Raw genomic sequence first — 22,995 nt, forward strand, 5'->3', positions numbered from 1 at the left:
CGCTAGCTCAGCAGCCGCACCAGGTCATCGGCCTCACGCAGATCGCGGGACGTTTCCGCGGATGCAAATTTCGCTCGGGTCGATATCAGCAGGTCGCGTGCTTCAACGCGTTTGGATGGGCTCTCGCCGGTGCTGACCAGGCGCGCGATGCTGATCGCCGTGCGCAATTCCCAACCGACCGCCCCGAGCTTCCTGGCAGAGGCAAGCGAGCGTTTGAACAAGCGCATGGCAGCCCGGTCGTCTCGCAATGGTTCCTGACACATCAGCGAGCCGTGGATCCGATAGATCTCGGCAGCAGCCCAGCGCTCACCGGTTTGCTTCACCAGGGACTCAGCCGAAGCCGCGAAGCTTCGCGCCCTTTCGATCTGCCCGATCCGTCCGAATTCCGTGGCGAGCAGAATTCGATAGAGCGGGACCTGAATGCACCGATTCTCGGCCGGTAGTTTTCCGAGCAGGCCGCACAGTTGCTCGAGCACCTCCGGCGCAGAGCCTCGTGCAGCCAACGCAGAGGTCGCCCACAAAGGACCAATGACCCGGTACATTGGATAGCCATACTCATCGGCGACCTTAAGGCCGCGTTCGACGCTGGCAAGGTTGGCCGCAAGATCGCCTTCATACCAGTGATCGGACACGCCAAGAATGGAAGCAAATGCCAACATGAAGGGATGCCCGATCTCATTCGCGAGCTGCCGCGCCGTCTCGCAGCACTCTCTGGCCCGGCCGGGCCGACCCAACAGCCATTCGATGTGTCCCGAGTAGACGAGCGACACGATCAATGGATCGTGCTGATAGATCTGGACCAGCTTGCCGTGATCACGAGGATTGTAGCGGGCGCTGATCAGAGCGGCGAGTTCGCTCGCCTGCTCCAGACGACCGAGAAAGAAATTGGCGATCAGGGCCGCGGTGTACGCCATGAGGGCAGCCTCGTCGTCGTGCCACTCCTCGGCCCTCTGGACGAAATCCTCCGCATGTTCGAGGCCCTTGGTGAGCTCGCAGTTGACCAGCTTCGCTATGGTACTTCCCCACAGCACCGTCGCCTTCTCGCGAACGGTGCCATGGCTCGCACAAAGCTTGAGTGCACGCGTGTAGGATCCATAGACGTGCGGATCCGACCACCCTGCGTTTGCGGTGTAGGCCATCGCCAGGTTGGACTGCAGCGCGATTTCAGCCTCGAAGCGCTGTTGTGAAGCGGGCAGCCTCGGAATCAGCGAGAGGCCTTCGCGCAGATGGGCCACGGCCTCCTTGGTGGCTGATCGGCGGAGCGCCGATTTGCCGGCCTGAAGCCAGGCCTCGATCGCTTCCGGAATGTTGCCTGCGCTCGCATAGTGATAGCCGAGCACGGCGGGCTGACTGCTCTCTCGGATCGCAGCCTCCTGAAGCAGCCATGATGCGACGCGCGCATGGAGCTCGCGTCGCTCCTCCTTGAGGAGCGAGGAGTAGGCGACTTCCTGTATCATCGCGTGCTTGAATGCGAAGATGGCGCCTTGGGATTCCTCGATGCGATACACAATCTCTGCGCTCTCCAGTGCCCGCAACGCGTGTTTCAGCGTCTGGTCTTTGCCTGGAAGTACGTTGAAAATACCTTCATAACTGAATTGCCTCCCGAAGACGGAGGCGATCTGGGCGACACGCTTGGCCGGACCAAGGCGATCAAGGCGCTCCATTAGTGAGTCTTGAATGCTCGACGGCACCAACGGTTCGGGCAATTTCTTGCTCACCGTCAAACCGTCAGTGGCGCGCTCGATCGCGCGGGCATCGATCACGGCCCGCGTAAACTCCTCGATGAAAAGTGGCACGCCATCCGTTCTTGCAACGATCTGGCTGGTGATCCGGTGTGGGACGATATCGCTGCCGGCAACGGCGGCCACCATTTGCTCGCATTCGCGCGGTGCAAGCTTTTGCAGAGCAATCCGTCGAACTGTCGAGCCCGGCAACCAGTCGGCCTGGTAATCATCGCGATGTGTGATCAGGATCATGATCCGCTCGCCGGAACAGCGAGCTGTGATGCGTACCACCAGTTCGATGGTGGTCGGGTCGATCCACTGGACGTCCTCCGCGACAACCAATATGGGCCGCTTGCGCGAGGCGGCGATGAGAACATCGATGAACACCTCGAAAGCCCGGTCTCGCGCAAAGGGAGATCCGAGATCCACGGGTTCGTATTCCGGGCAGGCCGGTATCGACAGGATAGCCCCGTAGTAGCTGAGTGCGTCCACGACGTTGGGGGCTTCTCTTGCCAAAAACGAGCGCAATTTTGCCAATGCGAGTTCCGCGTCGTCGACCTCCTGGATGCGGGTCACGCGCCTGAGCCGCTCGATTTCCGGGGCAAGCGGCGTGTTTACGTGGAACGGCGAGCATTGCAGCGACACAACGCTGCGCCGAGCCGCATCAAGGGAGCTACGGAATTGGCGGATCAGGCGTGATTTGCCTATGCCAGGTTCGCCGGAAATGACGCCGACCTGTCCTGAGCCCGCTACCGCCTGCCGCCACATCTCGTCGAGCAGTGCGCTTTCGCTGGCTCGGTTAATCATCGGAGCAAGAGGCAACCTCTGCGCCCTGTCGAACCTGCTTTCGCTGGACGCGAGAGCTTCCGCACTCCAGGCGTCGACCGGCTCCTCCACACCCTTGAGCGATCGTCTGCCAAGCGGCGCGTAGCTGAACGTTCGGCGGGTCAGCTCGTAAGTGCTCGCACCGACCACGACACCATTCTCACTGGCGAGCCCTTGCAGGCGGGCAGCGACATGCGCGGAGCTGCCGAACACTTCCCGCCGCTCGGGGGGCTCGCCGGGCACGCTGCCGACGACCACCAACCCCGTGTTGACCCCGATCCGCACACCAAGGCGGACGAAGCCGCCATCGGACAACGGAAACTGATGTTCCTTGATCGCCGCGGCGACCGCCAGCGAAGCGCGCACCGCGCGTTCGGGATCATCTTCATGGGCTTGCGGCACGCCAAAATATGCCAACAATCCGTCGCCGATCAGTCTGGCGATGTGACCGCCGTAGCGGCGAATCTCCTCGTCGCAGATATCGCGGTAGGTTTTGATAATCGCAAAGAATTCTTCGGGATCGATGCGCTCACTCAGGGGGGTCGAGCCGACGATGTCGACAAATGCCACGGTAAGCTGGCGGCGTTCGGCATGCGGAGCCTCGCCCCCGCCGTTGGTCGGCGACCGCGTCCACTGAAGTGTGTCCGCCTGATCCGGATTCGGCAGGCTGTTCATGACGCCACCATGTCCCGTTTCTGCCGTAGCTGCCGCGAGGCTGGATAGACCGCAAGCCTCCGGTTGACGCTGCCGAGCTGCCTGTACTCAGGCAGGCAGCTCCAAGGATTGAACACCATGCGCTCGCAGTCGTACAGCTGATTCGCGCCGGAAAACCCTGCTTTGGAATTGCGATGCGTGAGGGCGGGTCGACCACCGCGCGACCTTGTGCTCGCCGGTGTCAGGCTTTGGGTCAAAAGCTGGAAATCCTGGGCGGTGCGGAAGGCTCTGAGAGCGCGGCTGAAGGCGATGCTCGGAGGCATAATCCCCGTCATTGCGAGCGAAGCGAAGCAATCCATCGGGCGGCATACGCGGAGCCATGGATTGCTTCGTCGCTATCGCTCCTCGCAATGACGGAGCTGCCAATCTTCGCCTTACTGGTTACCCGCCCGCGTCGTTGACGTTCAGATCGACGCCCTGCGGATCCTTGATCGTGGACACCGTCACCAGCGAGATCACCGCGAGCACCGCTATGTAGACGCCGACCCGCCAGGATTCGCCGTAGGTCCCGATGATCCATTGCGCGATCATCGGCGCGAAGGCGCCGCCGAGGATGGCGCCGAGCGCGTAGCCGATCGAGACGCCGGAATAGCGCACCTTGGCCGGGAACAGCTCGGCATAGAGCGCCGCCTGCGGGCCGTAGGACAGGCCGAGCGCAACCGTGAGGCCGACCGCGCCGATGAAGAACAGCAGCAGGTTCCGGGTGTCGATCAGGAACCACATCGGCACCGCCCACAGCACCATCAGCCCGTAGCCGATCTGGAAGCACCTGACACGTCCGATCTTGTCGCCGAGGATGCCGCCGATCAGCGTGAAGATGAACCAGCTCACCGCGGCAAGCGTGCCGCCCAGCAGAAGCTGCTCCGAGGGCATCTTCAGCGTGTTGGCGCCATAGCTGATGATGAAGGCGATCAGGATGTAGCCGGCCGCGTTGTTGGCCATGAAGATCAACGCGGTGCGCAGGATCTCCTTGCTGTGATTGCGGAACAGCTCCTTGATCGGCGCCGCCGATTCCTTGCGCCGGAGCTGCATCGCCTGGAACACCGGCGATTCCTCGACGGTGCGGCGGATCACGATGCCGACCACGATCAGCAGGATCGACAGCAGGAACGGGATGCGCCAGCCCCACTCGATCATCGCCTGCTTGCCGAGGCTCGCCGTGAGCACCCACAACACGCCGGTTGCCAGGATCATGCCGAGCGGCGTGCCGATCTGCGGGAACGAGCCGAAGAAGCTGCGCCGGTCGCGGGGCGCCGATTCCACCGCCATCAGCGCCGCGCCGCCCCACTCGCCGCCGGCCGAGAAGCCCTGCAGGATGCGCAGCAGGATCAGGAGCGCCGGCGCCCAGGCGCCGATCTGTGCGTAGGTCGGCAGCATGCCGACCAGCGCGGTCGCAGCCCCCATCAACAGCAGCGTGACGACGAGCATGTTCTTGCGCCCGAAGCGATCGCCGAGATGACCGCAGACGATGGCGCCGAGCGGGCGGAACAGGAACGACAGGCCGAGCGTCGCAAATGACACGATCTGCGCCAGCAGCGGATTGTTTTGGTTCATCGGCGCGAAGAACAGTGCGCCGAACACCAGGCCTGCCGCCTGCGCGTAGACGAAGAAGTCGTACCATTCGATCGTGGTGCCGACGAGCGTCGCGGTGAGGACCTTGCGTTCCTCATCCGACAGTTCAGCGCCGCGCGAGCGCGCGGACAGTTCGATGGACATGTGGCCTCCCCCGTACCCGTTTTTACTCTCGCAAGATCGGCATCCGCCGCGACGCGCAGGCCCTGCGAGGTTCTGGTGGCTGAGATAGCAGAACTTCACGCGCGGCACGAGCAAAATGGTTGCTCATGCAACCGTATTTGGGGCGAAAAACGCCCTTCAACCGGTCCTGACCGGGCTACCTCACCTGTGACCGCCGGGCACCCATCCCAAAACGCGGATTGTGCAGCGCAGCAAGATCGCTATGATTCAGGCTCCCCAAGAGGTCGATAAGTGTCTGACATCAATGCCGATGCCTGGGTCTCCTCAGGCCACCGCCCGATGGGCTTTCCTGAATTCGTCATCATTATTGCTTCCATCATGGCGCTGAACCCGCTGGCGATGGACATGATGCTGCCGGCGCTGCCGAACATCCGCTCCGCCTTCGGCATCGTCGACGCCAACCGTCCGCAGCTCGTGCTGTCGATCTTCCTGGTCGGCTTCGGCGTCGGCCAGTTCGTCATGGGCCCGCTGTCGGACCGCTTCGGCCGCCGTCCGGTGCTGCTCGGCGGCATGACCGTCTACACCATCGCCGGCCTGCTCGCGATCATGGCGCCCTCGCTCGAGACGCTGCTGTTGGCGCGCGCGCTGCAGGGGCTCGGCACCGCGGCCACCCGCGTGATCGCCACCTCGATCGTGCGCGACTGCTACGCCGGACGGCGGATGGCGAGCGTGATGTCGCTGGCGATGATGGTGTTCATCGCCGTCCCCGTGATCGCGCCGTCCTTCGGCCAGGCGGTGATGCTGCTGACGCATTGGCGCGGCATCTTCGTCATCCTGATGATCTATGGCGTGATTGCGCTGGCCTGGAGCGCGCTGCGCATGCCGGAGACGCTGGCGCCGGAGAACCGCAAGTCGCTGGCGATCCCGGACGTGCTCGCCGCGTTCCGCCAGACGGTCACCACCCGCCAGACGCTCGGCTACGCGCTCGCCGCCGGCGGCGTGCAGGGCGCGCTGTTCGCGTTCGTATTCTCGTCGCAGCAGATCTTCACCGAGGTCTTCAAGCTCGGGCACTATTTCCCGCTCGCGTTTGCCGCGATCGCGGTCGGCGTCGCGGTGGCGGGCTTCCTCAACTCGCGCATTGTCGGCCGCATCGGGATGCGCGTGATCTCACACGCCGCGATATCGGGCTTTGTCGTCGTCGCCGCGGTGCTGCTCGTCGCTGTCAAAACCGAGACGCTGTCGCTGCCGCTGTTCATGGTGCTGGCAGCGCTGATGATGTTTGCCTTCGGGCTGATGATGGCGAACTTCACCGCGCTCGCAATGGAGCCGCAGGGCAAGATCGCCGGCACGGCCTCATCGCTCTACGGCACGATCACCACGCTGCTCGGGATCGGAATCGGCACCACGATCGGCCAGGATTACGACGGCACGCTGCTGCCATTCGCGACCGGCTTCTTGCTCTGCACGCTGGCCGCACTCGCCGTGGTGCTGATCACGGAAAAGGGCCGCATGTTCCGGCCGCATCATCACCCGGTCTGAGGATTCTGGAGGTGCCCTCGTGGAGCGCGCCTCCCCGAACTGTGGCACATCCTTGGTGTCAACGCCCGACGCTCATCGGCGGAGTAGATGAAACCTTTGGATAATCGAGCATGGCTTTTCATGCTTCCTGCGGTTGCAGTCCTGTTGTTCGTCGGCATTGTTCCGCTCGTCACAGTCTTCAACTACTCCTTCTTTGATATATTCTCCCTCCAGCAGTTAAACTGGGTCGGCGTTCAGTGGTATCGCGACATCCTGTCGACCGAACGATTCTATGACGCCCTCGCTCGAAGCGTTGTTTTTTCCGCGATTGTTCTTTGCGTCCAGATTCCGCTTGGCGTCGGTATCGCGCTGATATTACCTCGCAGCGGCTGGCGTCAGAGCGTTGCCCTGATGTTGTTGGCGGCCCCACTGGTTGTCCCGTCGAACATGATCCCGATCATGTGGCTGAACCTGATCAGTCCCGCAGGATTGGCGGGGCGCACCTTCGCCTGGCTCGGCATTGCCTTCGACTACAAGTTCAACGCCATCCATACATGGTTGGTGCTCGTCGTCATGGATACCTGGCACTGGTTGGGGCTGGTGGTGGTCCTTGCCTATTCAGGCTTGTCGAGCATCCAGCCTGCCTTCTACCAGGCCGCTGCGATCGATGGCGCCTCGCGATTCCAGATATTCCGGCATATCGAGCTACCGAAGATCGGCGGCGTGCTATCCATGGCGCTGCTTTTGCGCTTCGTCGACAGCTTCATGATCTACACGGAGGCATTCCGCATCAACGCCGGCGGGCCAAACGGAGCAACCACTTTTCTCAGCCTTGACCTCGGAGAAGACATCCAGGGTTTTAATTACGGCATGGCGGCAGCACGGTCGATGATCTACTTCTTGATGATCCTGATTGTCGCGTGGTCATTCAAGACAACGATGGACGGCCGCAAGAAACTCCAAACCGTGAAGCGTGCATAATGCGCGATCAAGACATGCTCCGCCGAAACACGGCAAGGTCGCTTCTGATACTCCTCGCGTTTCTCGCCCTTGCGGCCTTCCTCATCCTTCCCTTTGCGCAGACGCTCATCGTCAGCTTTACCTCTACCTTGCCGCGGGATGGCATTCCTGAAGGCCGTTTCAGCCTCGTCAATTATTTGAACGTCATTCGATCGCCTGCCCTGACATCCTCGATTCTCAATTCGTTTCTCTATGTCATGATGAACGTCGCGCTCTGCCTGACCGTTGCATTGCCTGCAGCGTATGCCTTTGCGCGTTATGCGTTCGTCGGTGACCGGCATTTTTTCTTTATGCTGCTGACTTTTCGTATCACGCCACCAGTGGTGCTCTCGTTACCGATCTTCGTTCTCTTTGCTCAGTTCAATCTGGTGAATTCCCCGATAGGGATTGCGCTGGTCCACTGCCTGTTCAACATCCCAATTGCGATCTGGATTCTCGAAAGCTTCATTGCGGCGGTCCCAAGCGAATTTGACGAGATGGCGTACCTCGACGGTCACTCATGGCTGTCGTTCTTCTTTCGTCATCTCATTCCGGCCATCGCTCCGGGCATCGGCGTCTCAGCTTTCTTCTGCTTTATTTTCTCCTGGGTCGAAGTCGTTTTCGCACGTATCCTCACGGTGACAGCGGGCAAGCCAATCACAATGGCGATCAACGCGTTGTTCAACTTCCGGACAGACATTGGCCTGGTCATGGCCATGACCGTCATCTCGCTTCTGCCAGGATTGGGAGTGATCTATTTTGTGCGGAACTACATCTCCCGCGGCTTTATCATTAAAGCCTGACCGATAGGTCGTTGTGCGTCGCGTTGCGTGCCCGCACCGGCGCCAACCGCCGGCGCGACGCCGCAAATCCCTCCATCCCCAACTGCCATTGCAGACCGACGATCGCGCCCTTGGTCGGCTGCAGCAGCCCGAGCGCGCTGAACAGCGTGAAGGGCAGCCAGATCGCCAGTTGCAGCCAGGCCGGCGGCGCGTAGGTCATCTCCATCCAGAGCAGCGCCGGCACCACGATGTGGCCGACCACGACGATGACGAGATAGGCCGGAAAATCGTCGGCGCGCTGCGGGGTGAAATCCTCGCTGCACACCTCGCAATGATCGGCCACTTTCAGGAAGCGGCCAAACAGATGGCCGCGCCCGCAGTTCGGGCACTTCATCGTGAAGCCGCGCAACATCGCCTTTGGCAGTGAAACCGTCTCGCTCATTGTCGTAATCCTTGGCCGTCGTCCTTGACCTGGTCGGATGATCCATACAATATGAATTTCGAGACCTACAATCAAAGACAATGCACTAGATTGCATGGATTGGATCCCTACAGTTTCCGAATGGCACGGCCCGATGTTCCTGCGCATCGTCGATGCGCTGGCGGCCGATATCGCCGGCGGACGGCTGGTTCGCGGCCAGCGGCTGCCGACCCATCGCGGGCTGGCCTCGGCGCTCGACATCGATCTCACCACGGTGACGCGCGCCTATGGCGAGGCGCGCCGGCGCGGATTGCTGGACGCCCGCGTCGGCCAGGGCACCTTCGTCTCCGAGACCACCGCGCGCGCCGCCTCGGATTTGCCTGCACCCGTCAACATCGACCTGTCGATGAACCTGCCGCCGCAGCCGGTCGAGGCCAATCTCGATCTCCGCATCGCGCAAGGATTGGCGACGCTGCGTTCAGAAGCCGGCTTTTCCGCCTATCTCGGCTACGCGCGTCCCGGCGGCAGCGCCGATGAGCGCGAGGTCGCGGCCTCCTGGCTGCAGCCGTGCCTGCCGCAGGCATCGGCCGACCGCATCGTGATCTATCCGGGATCGCAGGCGATCATCTTCAACGCGCTGCTCGCGCTGACATCGCCCGGTGACGTCGTGTTGACGGAAGCCTTGACCTTTCCCGGCGTGAAGGCTGCCGCGGCGCGGCTTGATGTTCGTCTCGTCGGCGTCGCGATGGATGCGGAAGGCGCGCGGCCCGACGCGCTCGACGAGGCCTGCCGCAAGCACAAGCCGAAGGCGGTCTACCTAGTACCGACGCAGCAGAACCCCACGACGGCGACGATGAGCGCCGCCAGGCGCAAGGCGATCGCCGAGATCATCCGCAAACGGAACTGCGTGCTGATCGAGGACGATGTCTATGGCCCGCTCGAACCACAGATCGCGCCGATCGCGACCCTCATCCCCGAGCGCACCTATTACGCGGCGAGCATCGCAAAATGCATCGCGCCGGCGCTGCGGGTTGCCTATCTGCTGGCGCCCGATCAGGGCGCCGAGCAGCGGATGCGCGCAGGCCTGCAGGCCACCATGCAGATGTCACCGTCGCTGATGGTCGCACTGGTCACGCAATGGCTGCGCTCCGGGGTGGCCTCCGAGATCATCCGCGCCATCCGCAACGAGGCGGCAACGCGGCAGCAACTCGCGACCCGTTTCCTCAAGGGCGTGAGCTATGCGGCGCGGCCGGCCAGCCATCATCTCTGGATGCCGCTGCCAAAACACTTCGACGGCACCGACCTCCTGTCGCACCTGATGCGCAACGGCCTGGCTGTCGTCGGCGAAGATGCCTTCGCGGTGGGAGCACCAGCGCCGCGCGGCCTGCGCGTGTCGCTCGGCGCCGCGCGCAACCGCGCCGAATTGAGCCAGGCGCTGCAGGTGCTGTCGGGCGCGGTCCGCACGCCGGTCGGTGCAACGCAGATCGTGTAAAATTGGTCAACCGTCGAGGGAATAATACCGCCCAAAAATACTATGCTATGCGGGGTGCCCGCGTTAGAACTCGCATTCGGGACATCAGGCAGGGGCGCAATTATAGATGTCATGCGGGTATGATTGGACCGTCCATGCTGTCGCCCGAGCGCTTCGCGCGGCGACGGTGATGATCGCATGTCTTGTAGCAGTCACAATCGACACGACGCGCGCCTCCGACATCCCTGCCCCGTCGCCGGACAAGCTCGAGCACATCACCGCGTTCTTCAACAACGAGGTCGGAACGGGACGGATTCCGGGCGCCGTCATCCTGATCCAGCAGCACGGCAAGCCGGTCTATCTGAAGAGCTTCGGCTTCCGCGATGTCACGGCCAAGGCGCCGATGACGCCGGACACGATCTTCGCACTGCATTCGATGACCAAGCCGATCACCAACGTCGCCGCGATGATGCTGGTCGATGAGGGCCGGCTGTCGCCGCAGGATCCGCTGTCGAGATACATCCCGGCTTTCGCCGACGTGAAGGTCGGCATCGAGCCGGATGGCGGGAACGATCTGAGCAAGCTGGAGTTGGTGCCGCCGATCCGCCCGGTCACCATCGAGGACCTGATGCGGCACACTTCGGGCATCACCTACGAATATATCGGCGCCGACTGGATCCAGAAGCTCTACCACGAGGGCCATCTTTTCGACGGTCCATTCGACAACAAGCAATTTGTCGCGCGGCTGGCGAAGCTGCCGCTGTCGCGGCAGCCCGGCACGCTGTGGCGCTACGGTCATTCCACCGACGTGCTCGGCCGCGTGATCGAGGTCATCACGGGCAAGACGCTCTATCAGTTCGAGAAGGAGCGCATCTTCGATCCGATGCAGTTGAAGGACACCAAATTCGTGCTCGATCCGGAGACCGAGCGGACGCGGCTGGCCGAGCCGCTGCCGTCGGACACCATCCTGATCGACGGCGAGCGCGACCGGCGCGCGCACCCCGAGTGGGAATCCGGGGGCGGCGGATTGCTGTCGACAATCCTCAACTACGCACGCTTCGCCCAGCTGCTGCTGAACGGCGGCGAACTAGATGGCAAGCGCTATCTCTCACCCGCCGCCTTCAAGACCATGACGACGGACCATATCGGGCCGGGCTCGGGCGTCGGCCGCGACTACTGGTACTTTCCCGGCGACGGCTTTGGTTATGGCTACGGCATCGCCGTGCGCACCGATCCCGGCATTGCCAAGCCACTGCCGCCGGGCTCGATCGGCGAGCTGAAATGGGACAGCGGCAGTGGCACCTATTTCGGTGTCGATCCGAAACTCGACATGATCTACATCATGCTGGAGCAGACCCAGACCGAGCGACAGCGCATTACGCCGGCGTTCAGGAAACTGGTCTACGACGCATTCGGGGCAGACTAGAGCTTCGGTTCTGATTGAATCAGAACCGAAGCTCCAGATTCTTTTTTGGCGCATTTTCTTCACGCGAACTGGCATCCACTAGACACGCCGCTCGCGCGTCGGCCACTTCCGGTGGACCATCTCCCGCCGGCGCCGCGCTGCGGCCTCGATCAGGCTTGCCGTGCAGTCATTGCAGACGAAGCCGCATTCGTCGGCGAACAGGCCGATGCGGGCGTCGCGGCCGATCGCAGCATCGTCGGCGAGACCATCGATGACGCCGCCGCAGCCCATGCATCGGTGCTGCGAGGCCAACTCACGTTCCATGACGCGCCCCTTCCGCCATCGGCTGCTTCCCACTCGCTATATACTATCGTATATATCGATGGCGACAAGGCAGGCGGGTGAAACAATCCGGTCGGGAACCTGCAAGTCCAATAAGCCGTCGACCGGCGACGATCGCCTTACAATTCCTGCCTGGTCGGACCACGTCCCATCAGGAAACGCCAACATGACAAAACAAAAGTGCGACGCGGGACATCCGCGCGCAAAGGGAGACCTGCTCAAGATCCGTCGCGCATCTGCACTCAGTGCGGCGGCTATCATCCTCACGCTTGGTACGGCCTGCGCCGCACGCGCCGAGACGGCTCCCGTCGGTGTTCCCGACAAGAGCTTTCCGGAGAGCATCACCTCGACGTCCGACGGCGCGCTCTATGTCGGCAGCTTCAATCTCGGCGGGGTGACGAAGATTCCGACGGGCGGCAAGCCGGAGCAACTGGTCAAGCCGGGAGCCGGCGACAGCCGCTCGACGCTCGGCGTGCTCGCCGACGAGAAGAGCGGCACGCTCTATGTCTGCTCTAACGACATCTCTGGCTTCGGCGTCGCAGGCCCGAGCGAGACCAAGGGCGCCTGGCTGAAAACCTTCGACCTCAAAAGCGGTACGCCGAAGGGCAGCTTTGCCCTCAGCGATCCAAAATCGCTCTGCAACGACATCGTGGTCGGCAGCGACGGCACCGCCTATGTCAGCGATTCCTTCACGCCGATCGTCTACAGCCTGAAGCCCGGCGGCACCGCGCTGGCGACCTTCGCCACCGATCCACAACTGGCGCCGGCCAAGGACGGCGTCGGGCTCGACGGCATCGCAATCGGCGCGGACGGCAATCTCTATGTCACGACGTTCGTCCCCGCAAAGCTGTTCAGGATCGATGTCAAGGACGGCAACGCGGGCGCGGTGACGGAGCTGAAACCGTCGCGACCGCTCGACCATACCGACGCCATGCGCGCCTATGGCAACGGCTTTCTGCTGATCGAAGGCAATGGCAAGCTCGACAAGGTCACGGTCAAGGGCGATGCGGCCGAGATCGACACCATTAAGGACGGCTTTGCCGAGCCGGTCTCGGTGACGCAGGTCGGCGGTGTCGGCTGGGTCGCCGAGGGCAAGCTGTCCTACATCATCGGCGACAACAAGGGGAAGGACCCGGGTCCGTTCACGCTGACGCCGATCACGCTGCCGAAGTAACGATCGGGTCGGCGATGAGTGCGCGCGGGATGGGCGGGATCGTCCGCCCCGCGCGCTAACCGTCACCCGCAAGCGTTTGCAGCAGCTTGACGAGGCCGCCTGCGTCATTGCCCACCGGACGAAAGAAGGCGGCATCGGTTTCCTCGACAACGACCACCGCCTTCTGCGCCAGGGCGCGCCCCGCGCTTGTCACGGCAATCAGTTTCGCCCGGGGATCGTCGGGGTGTTGATGTCGCGTCAGATATTTCAGGGATTCGAGCGAGCGCACGACCTGCGATGTCGTCATCGGGTCGACGCCGGTGAGTTCGCCGATCCGCGCCTGGGTCAGCGGCTCCTTCTCGCCGAACCAGGTGGCGCAGGCCAGGATCACGAACTGGGAATGCGTCAGACCGAGCGGCTGCAGCGCCGCACGCTGCCGGCGCTGCCACGCGTTGGAGACCCGCCACAGCAGGAAGCCCGGGCTCTCTGCCGGGCCGGAGAAGCGCGTCGGCAGCGGCGGGGCCGTTTGTTTCCTGCTCGTCATGCCGGCACGGGTGCTTTCACATCAGGTACTTTCACGTCCATGGCGCGCGCGATGGTCGCAAAATCACCTGATGTCAGCAACAGATGTCCGCGACGGAGCGCCATGCCCGAGTTCGGCTGGGCACAGAGATCGAGGCGGTCCTTGAGATCGGCGAGCGGAACCTCGCGCGCAGTCGCGTAGCGCACGCGGCGGCGGAACGGCACAAAGCCGCCGCCCATATCGTGCTCGAAAACCTCGTCATCGGCGATCTCGCCGATGGCCGTGAAGGCGCGTAGCGCCTCGCCGCCCATCTCGATCGTCGGCGAGTAGTAGATCAGCCAGTCGCCCGGGCGCATCCGCCGCAGCGGCTGCGCCTTGCCGTGGCACACTTGCGCGAAACCGCCGGCAACGCCGCGCTGCACATGGCTGCGCGACACCACGCCGAGCCAGCCGGTCATGACCGCCTCCCTTCCGCGGCGGCAACGAGCGCCGCCAGAACATCCGGGAAATCGGCCGAGATCATCGGACCGATCTCGGCTGCCCCCTCGCCCCGCGCATCGACCGCGTAGGTAACGCGGGTGTGCGACGGATCGAGGCGCTTGATGCGATGCGCGACCGCAATGACGAGATCGCCGACCCGGGTCTCGTCGACAAAGCACTCATTCTCGCGCACCTCCGTCAGCACGGAGCGAAGCGCTTCCTCGCCAGGCGGTTTCATGACGAAGCTGGTGCCGGCCGCAAACGGGCCCTCGAGGGCGATCGACTCGATCCCGGCGTTCCAGCGCGTCCATCCGGTCACGTCCCGGAATAGCGCCCAGATCGTCTCCGGGATCGCGGCGGTCTCGATGCTGAATTGGGTCTGCCAGGCGGATTGTGCGGCCATGGTACTCGCTCCCTGTTTGATAAGTTAACTTATTATAAGCGTACTTAGTATAGGGATGCAAGCCCTTTGTGGCGCCGCATGAGGTGATCGGACACCCCTTCTCAGATCACGTAAAACCCGTGCGTCCCGTCGCGCCTGAGCTGTTCGACCAGGCCATATTCCCAGTCGAGATAAGCCTGCATCGCCGCCTCAGCGACCGCGGTGCCTTCATAGGGGCGCCGGTAGCGGTGTGCGGGATCGGGTTTGGGCAGGACTTGCGGCGGTCCAGCGTCGCGCGGGCCGTCATAACCACCATCCAGCACGTAGATGTCCGAGCCCATCTGCGCGAGCCAGGACGCCGTCATGTCGGCGCGGATGCTCCTGTCGTCCGACAGCACGATGCGCGCGCCGCGCACTGGCGCCGCCATGTCGATCTCCTGGACGAGCTGGCCGCCCGCGTAATGGCGGAAGCCGGCGAGATGGCCGGACGCGTACTCATCTGCATCACGCACATCGAAGCGATAGAGCGTGCGCGTGTTGTCCGCCTGCAACGCGGCCAGCTCGCGGGTGCCGATTTGCCGGACACCGGCGCGATAGGCGACGTCGCGCGCATTGTCCTTTGCACCGTCAAATGGTCCGATATCGCCGCGCTTGTCGGCGCCGTGCTCAAGACCGTGTTTGGCGAGCGTCCAGCCGATCGTGCCGTTGCGCAACGCCCGCACCTTGTTGGGCAGCCCCGCATTGATCAGCGATTGCGTCCCGATGATCGAGCGGGTTCGCCCCGCGCAGTTGACGATGATGGTGGTGTCAGGATCGGGCGCGGCGCGTCCCGCACGCAGCACCAGTTCCGCGCCGGGCACGCTGACCGAGCCCGGGATGTTCATGGTGGCATATTCGTCGAACCGCCGCACATCGAGGATCGCGATATTGGCCTTCGCTGCGATCAGGGACGCGACCTCGTCCGCGCTCAGCGATGGCGTATGGCGCCGCGCCTCGACCAGTTCGCCAAACGCCTTGGCGTAGGAATTGACGTCCTGGAACACCTCGTAGCCTACCGAACGCCAGGCCTGCAGGCCGCCGGCCAGCGCGCGAACATTGCCATAGCCCAGCGCCTGCAATTGGTCCCTTGCGGCGTCAACCAGCCCTTCACCATCATCATAGAGAACGATCGGCACATCCTTGCGCGGCAGCCGCAGGTCGGCCTCGATCGCAATCCGGCCAACCGCCATGTTGGCAGCAAACAACGGATGGCCGGTGGCGAACTCAGCCTCATGCCTGAGATCGAGCAGCGCGATCTCCTGGCGCAGCAGCAATGCAGCGCGGATATCTTGGGGTGTCACGGTTGAAATCGTCATGGAATAGGGGCCTTGGAATACAGGTCTGGAATTCGGGACGGGGCGGAAGCGATGGGCCGGCCTCCTCTATACCGAAATGACGCTCGGTCAATGGCCGACATACCGGCCCCTGCGTTGCTTGCAGGCCCCCGCCCCGCGGGATCACGGAACGAAACTCACCGTACCGCTTTGCTCAACCGGGGCCGCTTGCTACGTTCGCAGCCGGCCCCGTTGTGCCCGATCAAGCCTTCCGAAAGAGAAGGCAGCGGGGCCATACCGTGAAGCCCTGGAGGAAGATCATGAGGCCCATCGTAAATGAACCGCTGTCCCGCCACGCCCTCGCCTTCGTGCTGGCTGGCGGACGCGGCAGCAGACTTCAGGAGCTGACCGACAGGCGCGCCAAGCCTGCGGTCTATTTCGGCGGCAAATCCCGGATCATCGATTTCGCGCTCTCCAACGCCGTGAACTCCGGCATCCGCCGCATCGCGGTGGCGACCCAGTACAAGGCCCACAGCCTGATCCGGCACATGCAGGGCGGCTGGAACTTCTTCCGCCCGGAGCGAAACGAGAGCTTTGATATCCTGCCGGCGAGCCAGCGCGTCTCGGAAACGCAGTGGTATGTCGGCACAGCCGATGCGGTCTATCAGAATATCGACATCATCGAGCCGCATGGCAGCAAATACATCGTGCTGCTGGCGGGCGACCACGTCTACAAGATGGATTATGAGATTATGCTCAAGCAGCATGTCGAGAGCGGCGCCGACGTCACCGTCGGCTGCCTGGAAATGCCGCGGGCAGAATCCAGCGGCTTCGGCGTCATGCATATCGACGAAAATGGCCTGATCCAGTCCTTCCTCGAAAAGCCGGCCGATCCGCCGCCGATGCCGGGCAAGCCGGATAAGTCGCTCGCCAGTATGGGCATCTATGTCTTCAATTCGGAATTCCTGTTCGACGAATTGCGCCGCGATGCCGCCGACCCGAACTCGGCTCACGATTTCGGCAGGGACATCATTCCCTACATTGTGAAGCACGGCCGCGCGATCGCGCATCAGTACAACGATTCCTGCGTCCGCTCGGGCGACGATCCCCGCGCCTATTGGCGCGATGCGGGCACCGTCGATGCCTATTGGGCCGCCAACATCGATCTCACCGATGTGGTGCCGGAGCTCGATCTCTACGATCGCTCCTGGCCGATCTGGACCTACGCCGAGATCACGCCTCCCGCCAAATTCGTCCACGACGAGGACGGACGGCGCGGACAGGCGGTGACGTCGCTGGTGTCGGGCGCATGCATTATCTCCGGCGCATCGCTGCGCCGTTCCCTGCTGTTCACCGGTGTGCACGTCAATTCATATGCCAGCATCGAGAATGCGGTGATCATGCCCTACGTCAATATCGGCCGCGGCGCACAGCTCAAGAATGTCGTGATCGATCGCGGTGTGAAGATCCCGGAGGGCCTCGTGGTCGGCGAGGATCCCGAATCCGACGGCAAGCGATTCCGCACGACCTCGCAGGGCATCTCGCTGATCACGCAGGCGATGATCGACAGGCTCGGGACATGACGCCGATCCGCGTCCTCGCGGTCGCCTCGGAAATCTACCCGATCGTCAAGACCGGCGGGCTGGCCGACGTGGCCGGCGCGCTGCCGGCGGCGTTGCGGGAGCACGATGTTGCGACGCGGACGCTGGTGCCTGGATATCCCAGCGTCCTCAATGCGCTTGCCTCAGCCGAAACGCTGCTGGATTGGCAGGAATTCTACGGCGGGCCGGTCCGCGTGCTCGGCGGGTCGCATGACGGCCTCGATCTCTACGCGCTTGATGCGCCGCATCTGTTCGCGCGCCCGGGCAACCCCTATGTCGGTCCCGACGGCCACGATTGGCCGGACAATGGCATCCGCTTTGCGGCGCTCGCGCGGATAGCGGCCGAGATCGGCCAGGGTGCCATCCCCTCCTTCGTGCCCGAGGTCGTGCACGCGCATGACTGGCAAGCGGGGCTGGTGCCGGCCCATCTGCACTACAGCAACCTGCCGCGGCCGGGCACTGTCATGACGGTTCACAACCTCGCCTATCAGGGACAATTTTCGCCCGACATGCTCGCGAGCTTCGGACTGCCGGATGAGTCTTACGCGGTCGGCGGCGTCGAATATTACGGCACGATCAGCTTCCTCAAGGCCGGCCTGCAATTCGCCGACCGCATCACCACGGTGTCTCCGACCTATGCGCAGGAGATCCAGAGCGACGAAGGCGGCATGGGACTCGGCGGCCTGCTGCGCGAACGCTCCGATGTGCTGAGCGGCATCCTCAACGGCATCGATATCGCGGTGTGGAATCCGGCAACCGATCCTGATATCGCCGCGCGTTTCAGTGCGGAGCAACTGGTGCCACGCGCGGCAAACAAGGCGGAGCTGCAGCAACGCTTCGGGCTCGATCCCGCAGCCGATGCGCTGCTACTCGGCGTCATCAGCCGGCTGTCTTGGCAGAAGGGCCTCGATCTTCTGCTCGACAACGTCCCGACGCTGCTGGGCGAAGGCATCCAGCTGGCTCTGCTTGGGAGCGGCGATCGCGATCTCCAGGATCGCTATCAGGCGCTGGCTGATGCTAATCCCGGACGGATCTCGGTGAAGATCGGCTATGACGAGGCGCTGGCCCACCTGATCCAGGCGGGTTCGGATGCGCTCGCCGTGCCGTCGCGGTTCGAGCCCTGCGGCCTCACCCAGCTATGCGCGCTGCGCTACGGCGCAGTCCCTGTTGTCGCTGATGTCGGCGGGCTTGCCGACACGGTGCTCGACGTCGGCGAAGCCGCGGTCACCGGCGGGGAGGCGACCGGCGTCAAGTTCGCACCCGTCACATCGGAAGCGCTGGCCCACGCGCTCCGAAAGGCGAACCTGCTATTCAACGACAAGGTAACCTGGCGCCGGCTGCAACATGGCGGCATGACGTCAGATGTCTCGTGGCACAACCGTGCCGGCCAATACGCCGCGCTCTATCGCGAACTCGTCGCGACGCGTCGCTGATGCACAATCAGCGCAGGAGATCGCAGGCCGCGATGCGGTTGATGTCGGCCAGCCGCCGGTCGGTATTTCCGCGCAGATCGAGGCTGGCAACGAGATCGAGCAAGCGGCTATAGGCGCGGTCGGCGACCGTGACGGGCAGCGGAGCTTCATCGAAAGCCTCGATATAGCTGCCGACGAGACCGCTCAGCAGCCGGCACACGGCCCGTTGCTCGGGCTCGTCGCTGCTCAAGGTCTCGAGTTTTTGCTGGAAGGTCTTGAAGGTCCGCAGCCCGTGGTGCTGTTGCGAAAGCCACGTATGCAAGTCGGACGTTAGGATGTCGGAAGCGGGGAAGTCGGTCATGTCAGCCTCTTCAGATTGGAGAAGAAGCTACTGGCTTATACAGCCGGCCGTCGTGCCGCGCCATGACAATTTTCGCACCCCGCCTCGGCATTTGCGCAAGCGTGTCATTGGATTGGCACGCGCTGCCTTTAAAGTCGCGCGAGCGCCGGCAATATCCTGTAACGCGCGATCTCGTGCGGATACTCGCCGCGATTGGCGAGCAGCACGATGCCGAGCTTTCGCGCCGGCACCAGGCCGAGATAGGCCGAGGCGTTGTTGAGGCCGCCGGGCTTGTCGACGACGGTGACACCATCGAGCCGCACATGCTCCCACGCCATCGCCTGCCCGAACTTGTCGTCGACCCGGAAACTCTCGCGCTCGGTCATCTCAAGTGCCGCGCGCAGGTCAGGATCGATCACCGCGCCGTCGAGACAGGCACGGAGGAAGATGCCGAGATCGCGGGCGGAGGAGAACATCTGGCCGGTGCCTGCGAAGTCGTAGTAGCTCTGCTGGTTGCCCGGTGGACCGATCGGCACGCCCTGATCAGAGTAACCCTGGACCACACGCTGCATGATCTGGGGCGTCATCACTGCGCGATTGTCCTCGCCGCGCTCCGGAATGAATGTCGATGTCATGCCGAGCGGCTTGAGGATGCGGTTGTCGATCAGCACGCCGATCGGCATGCCGTAGCGCCGCTCGAGCACGAGTTGCAGCAGGACATAGCCGGCGTGGCTGTAGATGCGCTGCTTGCCGGGCTGTTCTCCCGCATGCGGGGTCCATGCATTGAGCATCGCGATGAACTGGTCGCGGCTGAAAGTCTGGTCCGGCCAGGGCGGATGATCGGTCGGCAGCAGCAGCCCCGACGTATGGGTGACGAGTTCGCCGATGGTGACGCGGCTTATATAATCGCCGCGCAACTCGGGCAGATATTTGCTGACGGGATCATCCAGTCGCAGCTCGCCGCGACCGGTGCCGAGCGCGACCAGCGTGGCCTCAAAAATCTTCCGCAGCGATGCGAGATTGAACCGCGTATCCGGCGTGATCGGCCGTTTGGCGGCGTCGTCGGCGAAGCCGTAGTTGAAGAATGCGAGACGGCCGCCGGCATAAACGGCTGCCGCGAGACCACCCGGGTCGGTCGCGGTCGTAGTCGGCGCGAGTTCGGCGGTCACGATATCCTGGATCTGCGCCTGCATGTCGGGCTCCGAGCCCGCGCCTGCAATCGCGGACACGGCAAGCAAAGCGGTCACAATCTGGACGATGAGCCACAGCCTCATTGCCGTGATCCTCAGGCGGGAAAGAGGCGGCGCAATGACCGTTCCGTCGGCCAGAACCGTTACGGCAATTGCAACCGCCCTCCCGTGCGCACCAGCGACGGCGCCGGAACTCGATCGGCACCTGCGAGCACAGCATCCCGTCCAGGGACGTTTCTAATTAGCAACAATTCGTCAATCGAAGCTTGCTGTGGTCCCATCGATTCAAGCGAAAGATCGCCGCGATTCCGGTTCCATATCCGGGCTCCAGTTTTCACCCAGAGGAATCGTCTTGATTTGCTGCGACTTAGCTGGCGGTCGCGACCGAGCGGTATTCTGGGCCGACGCCGCGTAAGACGAATGCTGCGACATCGTGCCCGGGCTCAGGCGCGCTGGCGCTGCGGCTTCGCGGTATCCTTGGCGGCGTCCTTGGCCGGCAGCGGCATGGTGAAGCCGTACAGGAACAGGTCCACCACCATGTCGGCGAACTCCTTTGGGTCGACCCCGCCTCTCGGATCGTACCAAGTGTGGCTGAAGTTCAGGATGCCGAACAGCATCATGCTGTAGATCTTCTTGGTCCGCTTGACGATCTTGCCTTCCTTGTCGAGCCGGATCAGGAGGTCGGCGACCACGTCGACCAACTGGCGCTCCAGCGCCTTGATGGCGGCCTGCTCGGTCTCACCGAGGAACGACAAATCGTTCAGGATCACGCGCTGCTCGTCGCTGGAGCGCGCGTTGAGTTCGACGATAGCTTGGATCGCGGCGCGGAACTGCTCCAGCGTCGTCGTCTTGCCGGCCATCGCAGCCTCGACATCCGTAATCATCTCGCGGATATGCGCATCGAGGATCGCGAACAGGATCGCTTCCTTGGAATCGAAATAGTGATACAGCGCGCCGCGCGAGAGCTTGCAGGCGTCGGCGAGATCCGAGATCGACGCGCGCATGTAGCCCTGTCGGGCGAACAGGCCGCAGGCCGAGGTGAGGATGCCCCGCTGAATGTCGTCGTAATTCTCCGAGCGCGTCCGCGCCATCAGCGTCTCTCTTGTCCACAACAGGCATCGTCGCGATCAGGCGACTCCGGTCTCTCTATACTAGAGCCTTGCCCGGCACTCCCGCGCTTTGCAGGGCCATCCACCAGAACCTCTTGCAACATCCGCAACGAACCCTTCGACGAACCCTTCGACGTCCCCTTCGACCACCCCTTGGACGAACCTTCGGCCTGCGGCAAAAAATAATTTGAACGGCCGTTCGGATTATATTAGGATGACGGCCGTCAAGCAAGCAGATCGCGCATGCCGGGAGCAACCGGCGGCATCGAGGGAGGCAGTTCGTGGATGCTCAGAAGGTCGATGCTATCGTGATCGGAGCCGGCGCCGGCGGGCTGTGCGCCGCGGCGCGGCTGGCCCATGGCGGCCTGCATACGCTCGTCGTCGACGACAAGGACCGGCTCGGCGGGCGCGCCTCGACCGAGGAGATCGACGGCTTCAAGGTCAATATCGGCGCTATCGCGATCGAATTCGGCGGCGTGTTCGAGGAGACGTTCCACACCGTCGGCGCCCCGCTCGATATCCGCTCACCCGAACCTGCGAGTTCCTTCTTCATCGACGGCAAGCTGATCGACGTCGGCCGGGGCGGCTGGTCGCTGCTGCTCGGGCAACTCACGAAACAGGCCTCGCGCATCCTGGAAAAATTCGCCGACGCGCGCTCCGGCAATTTGCCCGACGGGCGGCAATCGACCGAAGACTGGCTGAAGGGCTATACCAGCAACGCCACCGTGCACGCGCTGTTTCGCAATCTCTGCGCCGCGATCTTCGCCTGCAATGCCGACGAACTGCCGGCCCGCGCCTTCCTCACCTATTTTACCAGCAAGGGCGCCTTCAAGAAGTTCGGCTTCTGCCCGCAAGGCACGATCGGGGTCTGGAACAGCCTCGGCACTGCGATCCGCCGCAATGGCGACATCTGGCTCGTCACGCCGGCGGTAATGATCCACACGGCTGACGGCCGCGTCGAAGGCGTCACCGTCATCAGGGGCGGCGAACGGGTGCGGATCGACACCGATCTCGTCATCAGCAATGCAGGACCCAAGGCCACGGTCGCGCTCGCCGGCGAAGCAGTCTTCCCGGCGGATTACGTCGGCAAGGTGAAGGACGTGCTTCGCCCGGCCGCCAATATCGTCATCAACGTCGCCAGCCGCGAGCCGCTGATGAACCATCCCGGCATCATCACCTTCGGCAAGACGCGCCGGCTCTGCAACATGGCCAACCTCACTGCGACCTGTCCGGAGCTCGCGCCGCCGGACTGGCATCTCTATGTTGCCTACGCCGTGCCGATCCCCGCGCTTGGCGATTTCGACTCGGAGGCCGAGGTCGAACTCGCCCTCACTGATCTCCGCGAGCAGTTCAACAATTTCGATCAGGCCAAAATCCTGTCGATCCGCGTGATGCGCGACGATTGGCCGGCGCAACGGAGCTGCGCTGGCTACGATCTGCCGCGGGAAACCGGCATCGACGGCCTCTGGTGCGTCGGTGACGCGGTGAAGCAATATGGCAATGGCGGCACGCAGGCCTGTGCCGAGACCGCGAAGATCGTCACCGATGCGATCCTTGCCGCACGCCCGCGAATGCCACAGGCCGGCCGGGTCTGAG

The 22,995-nt window shown here is 63.3% G+C and carries 20 protein-coding genes; 9 read left to right on the forward strand and 11 right to left on the reverse strand.

Annotation, left to right across the window (positions count from 1 at the left end; all coding sequences use genetic code 11):
• Nucleotides 1-2: 2 nt before the first annotated feature.
• The gene (locus tag UP10_RS40710; RefSeq protein WP_044592784.1) at nucleotides 3-3,224 is read right to left on the reverse strand and encodes an AAA family ATPase; all 3,222 of its coding nucleotides are present in this window, start codon (nucleotides 3,222-3,224) and stop codon (nucleotides 3-5) included.
• A 420-nt stretch (nucleotides 3,225-3,644) separates the two neighbouring features.
• The gene (locus UP10_RS40720) at nucleotides 3,645-4,979 is read right to left on the reverse strand and encodes an MFS transporter (RefSeq protein ID WP_044592786.1); all 1,335 of its coding nucleotides are present in this window, start codon (nucleotides 4,977-4,979) and stop codon (nucleotides 3,645-3,647) included.
• A gap of 318 nt (nucleotides 4,980-5,297) precedes the next feature.
• Between UP10_RS40720 and UP10_RS40725 the strand changes: the two genes are divergently transcribed.
• The 3 genes from UP10_RS40725 to UP10_RS40735 all read left to right on the forward strand — a co-directional run bounded on the left by UP10_RS40725 (nucleotide 5,298) and on the right by UP10_RS40735 (nucleotide 8,278).
• Nucleotides 5,298-6,497 carry a multidrug effflux MFS transporter gene (locus UP10_RS40725; protein WP_502692458.1) on the forward strand — a complete coding sequence of 400 codons (1,200 nt, stop codon included), beginning with the start codon at nucleotides 5,298-5,300 and terminating at the stop codon, nucleotides 6,495-6,497.
• An 87-nt stretch (nucleotides 6,498-6,584) separates the two neighbouring features.
• The gene (locus UP10_RS40730; RefSeq protein ID WP_044592788.1) at nucleotides 6,585-7,457 is read left to right on the forward strand and encodes a carbohydrate ABC transporter permease; all 873 of its coding nucleotides are present in this window, start codon (nucleotides 6,585-6,587) and stop codon (nucleotides 7,455-7,457) included.
• The gene (locus tag UP10_RS40735; protein WP_245322202.1) at nucleotides 7,457-8,278 is read left to right on the forward strand and encodes a carbohydrate ABC transporter permease; all 822 of its coding nucleotides are present in this window, start codon (nucleotides 7,457-7,459) and stop codon (nucleotides 8,276-8,278) included. Before UP10_RS40730 ends, UP10_RS40735 begins: the two co-directional genes overlap by 1 nt.
• Here UP10_RS40735 and UP10_RS40740 read toward each other — a convergent pair.
• Nucleotides 8,268-8,699: a DUF983 domain-containing protein gene (locus UP10_RS40740; RefSeq protein ID WP_044592789.1), complete on the reverse strand. Its 432-nt coding sequence runs from the start codon at nucleotides 8,697-8,699 to the stop codon at nucleotides 8,268-8,270. The genes UP10_RS40735 and UP10_RS40740 overlap by 11 nt on opposite strands.
• A 94-nt stretch (nucleotides 8,700-8,793) precedes the next feature.
• On the opposite strand from UP10_RS40740, the gene UP10_RS40745 reads away from it, so the two are divergent.
• Both UP10_RS40745 and UP10_RS40750 read left to right on the forward strand, forming a co-directional pair.
• On the forward strand, nucleotides 8,794-10,170 hold the full coding sequence (locus tag UP10_RS40745) for an aminotransferase-like domain-containing protein (RefSeq protein WP_044592790.1): 1,377 nt from the start codon (nucleotides 8,794-8,796) through the stop codon (nucleotides 10,168-10,170).
• A gap of 169 nt (nucleotides 10,171-10,339) precedes the next feature.
• On the forward strand, nucleotides 10,340-11,575 hold the full coding sequence (locus UP10_RS40750) for a serine hydrolase domain-containing protein (protein WP_044592791.1): 1,236 nt from the start codon (nucleotides 10,340-10,342) through the stop codon (nucleotides 11,573-11,575).
• Nucleotides 11,576-11,653: 78 nt separating this feature from the next.
• Here UP10_RS40750 and UP10_RS40755 read toward each other — a convergent pair whose 3' ends face one another.
• A complete protein-coding gene (locus tag UP10_RS40755; protein WP_156180760.1) occupies nucleotides 11,654-11,878 on the reverse strand; it encodes a hypothetical protein in 225 nt (74 codons plus the stop codon).
• Nucleotides 11,879-12,062: 184 nt separating this feature from the next.
• Between UP10_RS40755 and UP10_RS40760 the strand changes: the two genes are divergently transcribed.
• Nucleotides 12,063-13,070 (forward strand): NHL repeat-containing protein, encoded by a 1,008-nt coding sequence (locus tag UP10_RS40760; protein WP_050044058.1) that lies wholly within the window; start codon nucleotides 12,063-12,065, stop codon nucleotides 13,068-13,070.
• A gap of 55 nt (nucleotides 13,071-13,125) precedes the next feature.
• On the opposite strand, the gene UP10_RS40765 is transcribed toward UP10_RS40760, so the two are convergent.
• From UP10_RS40765 to UP10_RS40780, 4 genes are all read right to left on the reverse strand, one after another.
• Nucleotides 13,126-13,593 (reverse strand): MarR family winged helix-turn-helix transcriptional regulator, encoded by a 468-nt coding sequence (locus UP10_RS40765; RefSeq protein WP_044592793.1) that lies wholly within the window; start codon nucleotides 13,591-13,593, stop codon nucleotides 13,126-13,128.
• The gene (locus UP10_RS40770; protein WP_044592794.1) at nucleotides 13,590-14,030 is read right to left on the reverse strand and encodes an EVE domain-containing protein; all 441 of its coding nucleotides are present in this window, start codon (nucleotides 14,028-14,030) and stop codon (nucleotides 13,590-13,592) included. The genes UP10_RS40765 and UP10_RS40770 overlap by 4 nt, the downstream gene beginning before the upstream one ends.
• Nucleotides 14,027-14,455: an SRPBCC family protein gene (locus tag UP10_RS40775; protein WP_044592795.1), complete on the reverse strand. Its 429-nt coding sequence runs from the start codon at nucleotides 14,453-14,455 to the stop codon at nucleotides 14,027-14,029. The genes UP10_RS40770 and UP10_RS40775 overlap by 4 nt, the downstream gene beginning before the upstream one ends.
• A gap of 101 nt (nucleotides 14,456-14,556) precedes the next feature.
• Entirely contained in the window at nucleotides 14,557-15,789 is a 1,233-nt protein-coding gene (locus tag UP10_RS40780) for a rhodanese-like domain-containing protein (protein WP_044592796.1), read from the reverse strand.
• A 278-nt stretch (nucleotides 15,790-16,067) separates the two neighbouring features.
• On the opposite strand from UP10_RS40780, the gene glgC reads away from it, so the two are divergent.
• Nucleotides 16,068-17,330 (forward strand): glucose-1-phosphate adenylyltransferase, encoded by a 1,263-nt coding sequence (glgC, locus tag UP10_RS40785; RefSeq protein WP_044592899.1) that lies wholly within the window; start codon nucleotides 16,068-16,070, stop codon nucleotides 17,328-17,330.
• Nucleotides 17,327-18,781, forward strand: a complete 1,455-nt coding sequence (gene glgA / locus UP10_RS40790; RefSeq protein ID WP_044592797.1) for a glycogen synthase GlgA — start codon at nucleotides 17,327-17,329, stop codon at nucleotides 18,779-18,781. Before glgC ends, glgA begins: the two co-directional genes overlap by 4 nt.
• Nucleotides 18,782-18,788: 7 nt before the next feature.
• Here glgA and UP10_RS40795 read toward each other — a convergent pair whose 3' ends face one another.
• From UP10_RS40795 to UP10_RS40805, 3 genes are all read right to left on the reverse strand, one after another.
• Entirely contained in the window at nucleotides 18,789-19,121 is a 333-nt protein-coding gene (locus UP10_RS40795; protein ID WP_044592798.1) for a hypothetical protein, read from the reverse strand.
• 128 nt (nucleotides 19,122-19,249) lie between these two features.
• A complete protein-coding gene (locus UP10_RS40800; RefSeq protein ID WP_082077544.1) occupies nucleotides 19,250-20,374 on the reverse strand; it encodes a serine hydrolase in 1,125 nt (374 codons plus the stop codon).
• A 359-nt stretch (nucleotides 20,375-20,733) separates the two neighbouring features.
• Nucleotides 20,734-21,381, reverse strand: coding sequence for a TetR/AcrR family transcriptional regulator (locus UP10_RS40805; protein WP_044592799.1), 648 nt, complete (start codon nucleotides 21,379-21,381; stop codon nucleotides 20,734-20,736).
• 299 nt (nucleotides 21,382-21,680) lie between these two features.
• On the opposite strand from UP10_RS40805, the gene UP10_RS40810 reads away from it, so the two are divergent.
• The gene (locus UP10_RS40810; RefSeq protein ID WP_044592800.1) at nucleotides 21,681-22,994 is read left to right on the forward strand and encodes a phytoene desaturase family protein; all 1,314 of its coding nucleotides are present in this window, start codon (nucleotides 21,681-21,683) and stop codon (nucleotides 22,992-22,994) included.
• Nucleotide 22,995: the final 1 nt, after the last annotated feature.

Source organism: Bradyrhizobium sp. LTSPM299 (genome assembly GCF_000938235.1).
GTDB lineage: Bacteria > Pseudomonadota > Alphaproteobacteria > Rhizobiales > Xanthobacteraceae > Bradyrhizobium.

Coding starts and splice junctions, on each gene's coding strand:
- UP10_RS40710 (WP_044592784.1), bottom strand. CDS start 3,224: ATGAACAGCCTGCCGAATCCGGATCAGGCGGACACACTTCAGTGGACG.
- UP10_RS40720 (WP_044592786.1), bottom strand. CDS start 4,979: ATGTCCATCGAACTGTCCGCGCGCTCGCGCGGCGCTGAACTGTCGGAT.
- UP10_RS40725 (WP_502692458.1), top strand. CDS start 5,298: ATGGGCTTTCCTGAATTCGTCATCATTATTGCTTCCATCATGGCGCTG.
- UP10_RS40730 (WP_044592788.1), top strand. CDS start 6,585: ATGAAACCTTTGGATAATCGAGCATGGCTTTTCATGCTTCCTGCGGTT.
- UP10_RS40735 (WP_245322202.1), top strand. CDS start 7,457: ATGCGCGATCAAGACATGCTCCGCCGAAACACGGCAAGGTCGCTTCTG.
- UP10_RS40740 (WP_044592789.1), bottom strand. CDS start 8,699: ATGAGCGAGACGGTTTCACTGCCAAAGGCGATGTTGCGCGGCTTCACG.
- UP10_RS40745 (WP_044592790.1), top strand. CDS start 8,794: ATGGATTGGATCCCTACAGTTTCCGAATGGCACGGCCCGATGTTCCTG.
- UP10_RS40750 (WP_044592791.1), top strand. CDS start 10,340: ATGATCGCATGTCTTGTAGCAGTCACAATCGACACGACGCGCGCCTCC.
- UP10_RS40755 (WP_156180760.1), bottom strand. CDS start 11,878: ATGGAACGTGAGTTGGCCTCGCAGCACCGATGCATGGGCTGCGGCGGC.
- UP10_RS40760 (WP_050044058.1), top strand. CDS start 12,063: ATGACAAAACAAAAGTGCGACGCGGGACATCCGCGCGCAAAGGGAGAC.
- UP10_RS40765 (WP_044592793.1), bottom strand. CDS start 13,593: ATGACGAGCAGGAAACAAACGGCCCCGCCGCTGCCGACGCGCTTCTCC.
- UP10_RS40770 (WP_044592794.1), bottom strand. CDS start 14,030: ATGACCGGCTGGCTCGGCGTGGTGTCGCGCAGCCATGTGCAGCGCGGC.
- UP10_RS40775 (WP_044592795.1), bottom strand. CDS start 14,455: ATGGCCGCACAATCCGCCTGGCAGACCCAATTCAGCATCGAGACCGCC.
- UP10_RS40780 (WP_044592796.1), bottom strand. CDS start 15,789: ATGACGATTTCAACCGTGACACCCCAAGATATCCGCGCTGCATTGCTG.
- glgC (WP_044592899.1), top strand. CDS start 16,068: ATGAGGCCCATCGTAAATGAACCGCTGTCCCGCCACGCCCTCGCCTTC.
- glgA (WP_044592797.1), top strand. CDS start 17,327: ATGACGCCGATCCGCGTCCTCGCGGTCGCCTCGGAAATCTACCCGATC.
- UP10_RS40795 (WP_044592798.1), bottom strand. CDS start 19,121: ATGACCGACTTCCCCGCTTCCGACATCCTAACGTCCGACTTGCATACG.
- UP10_RS40800 (WP_082077544.1), bottom strand. CDS start 20,374: ATGAGGCTGTGGCTCATCGTCCAGATTGTGACCGCTTTGCTTGCCGTG.
- UP10_RS40805 (WP_044592799.1), bottom strand. CDS start 21,381: ATGGCGCGGACGCGCTCGGAGAATTACGACGACATTCAGCGGGGCATC.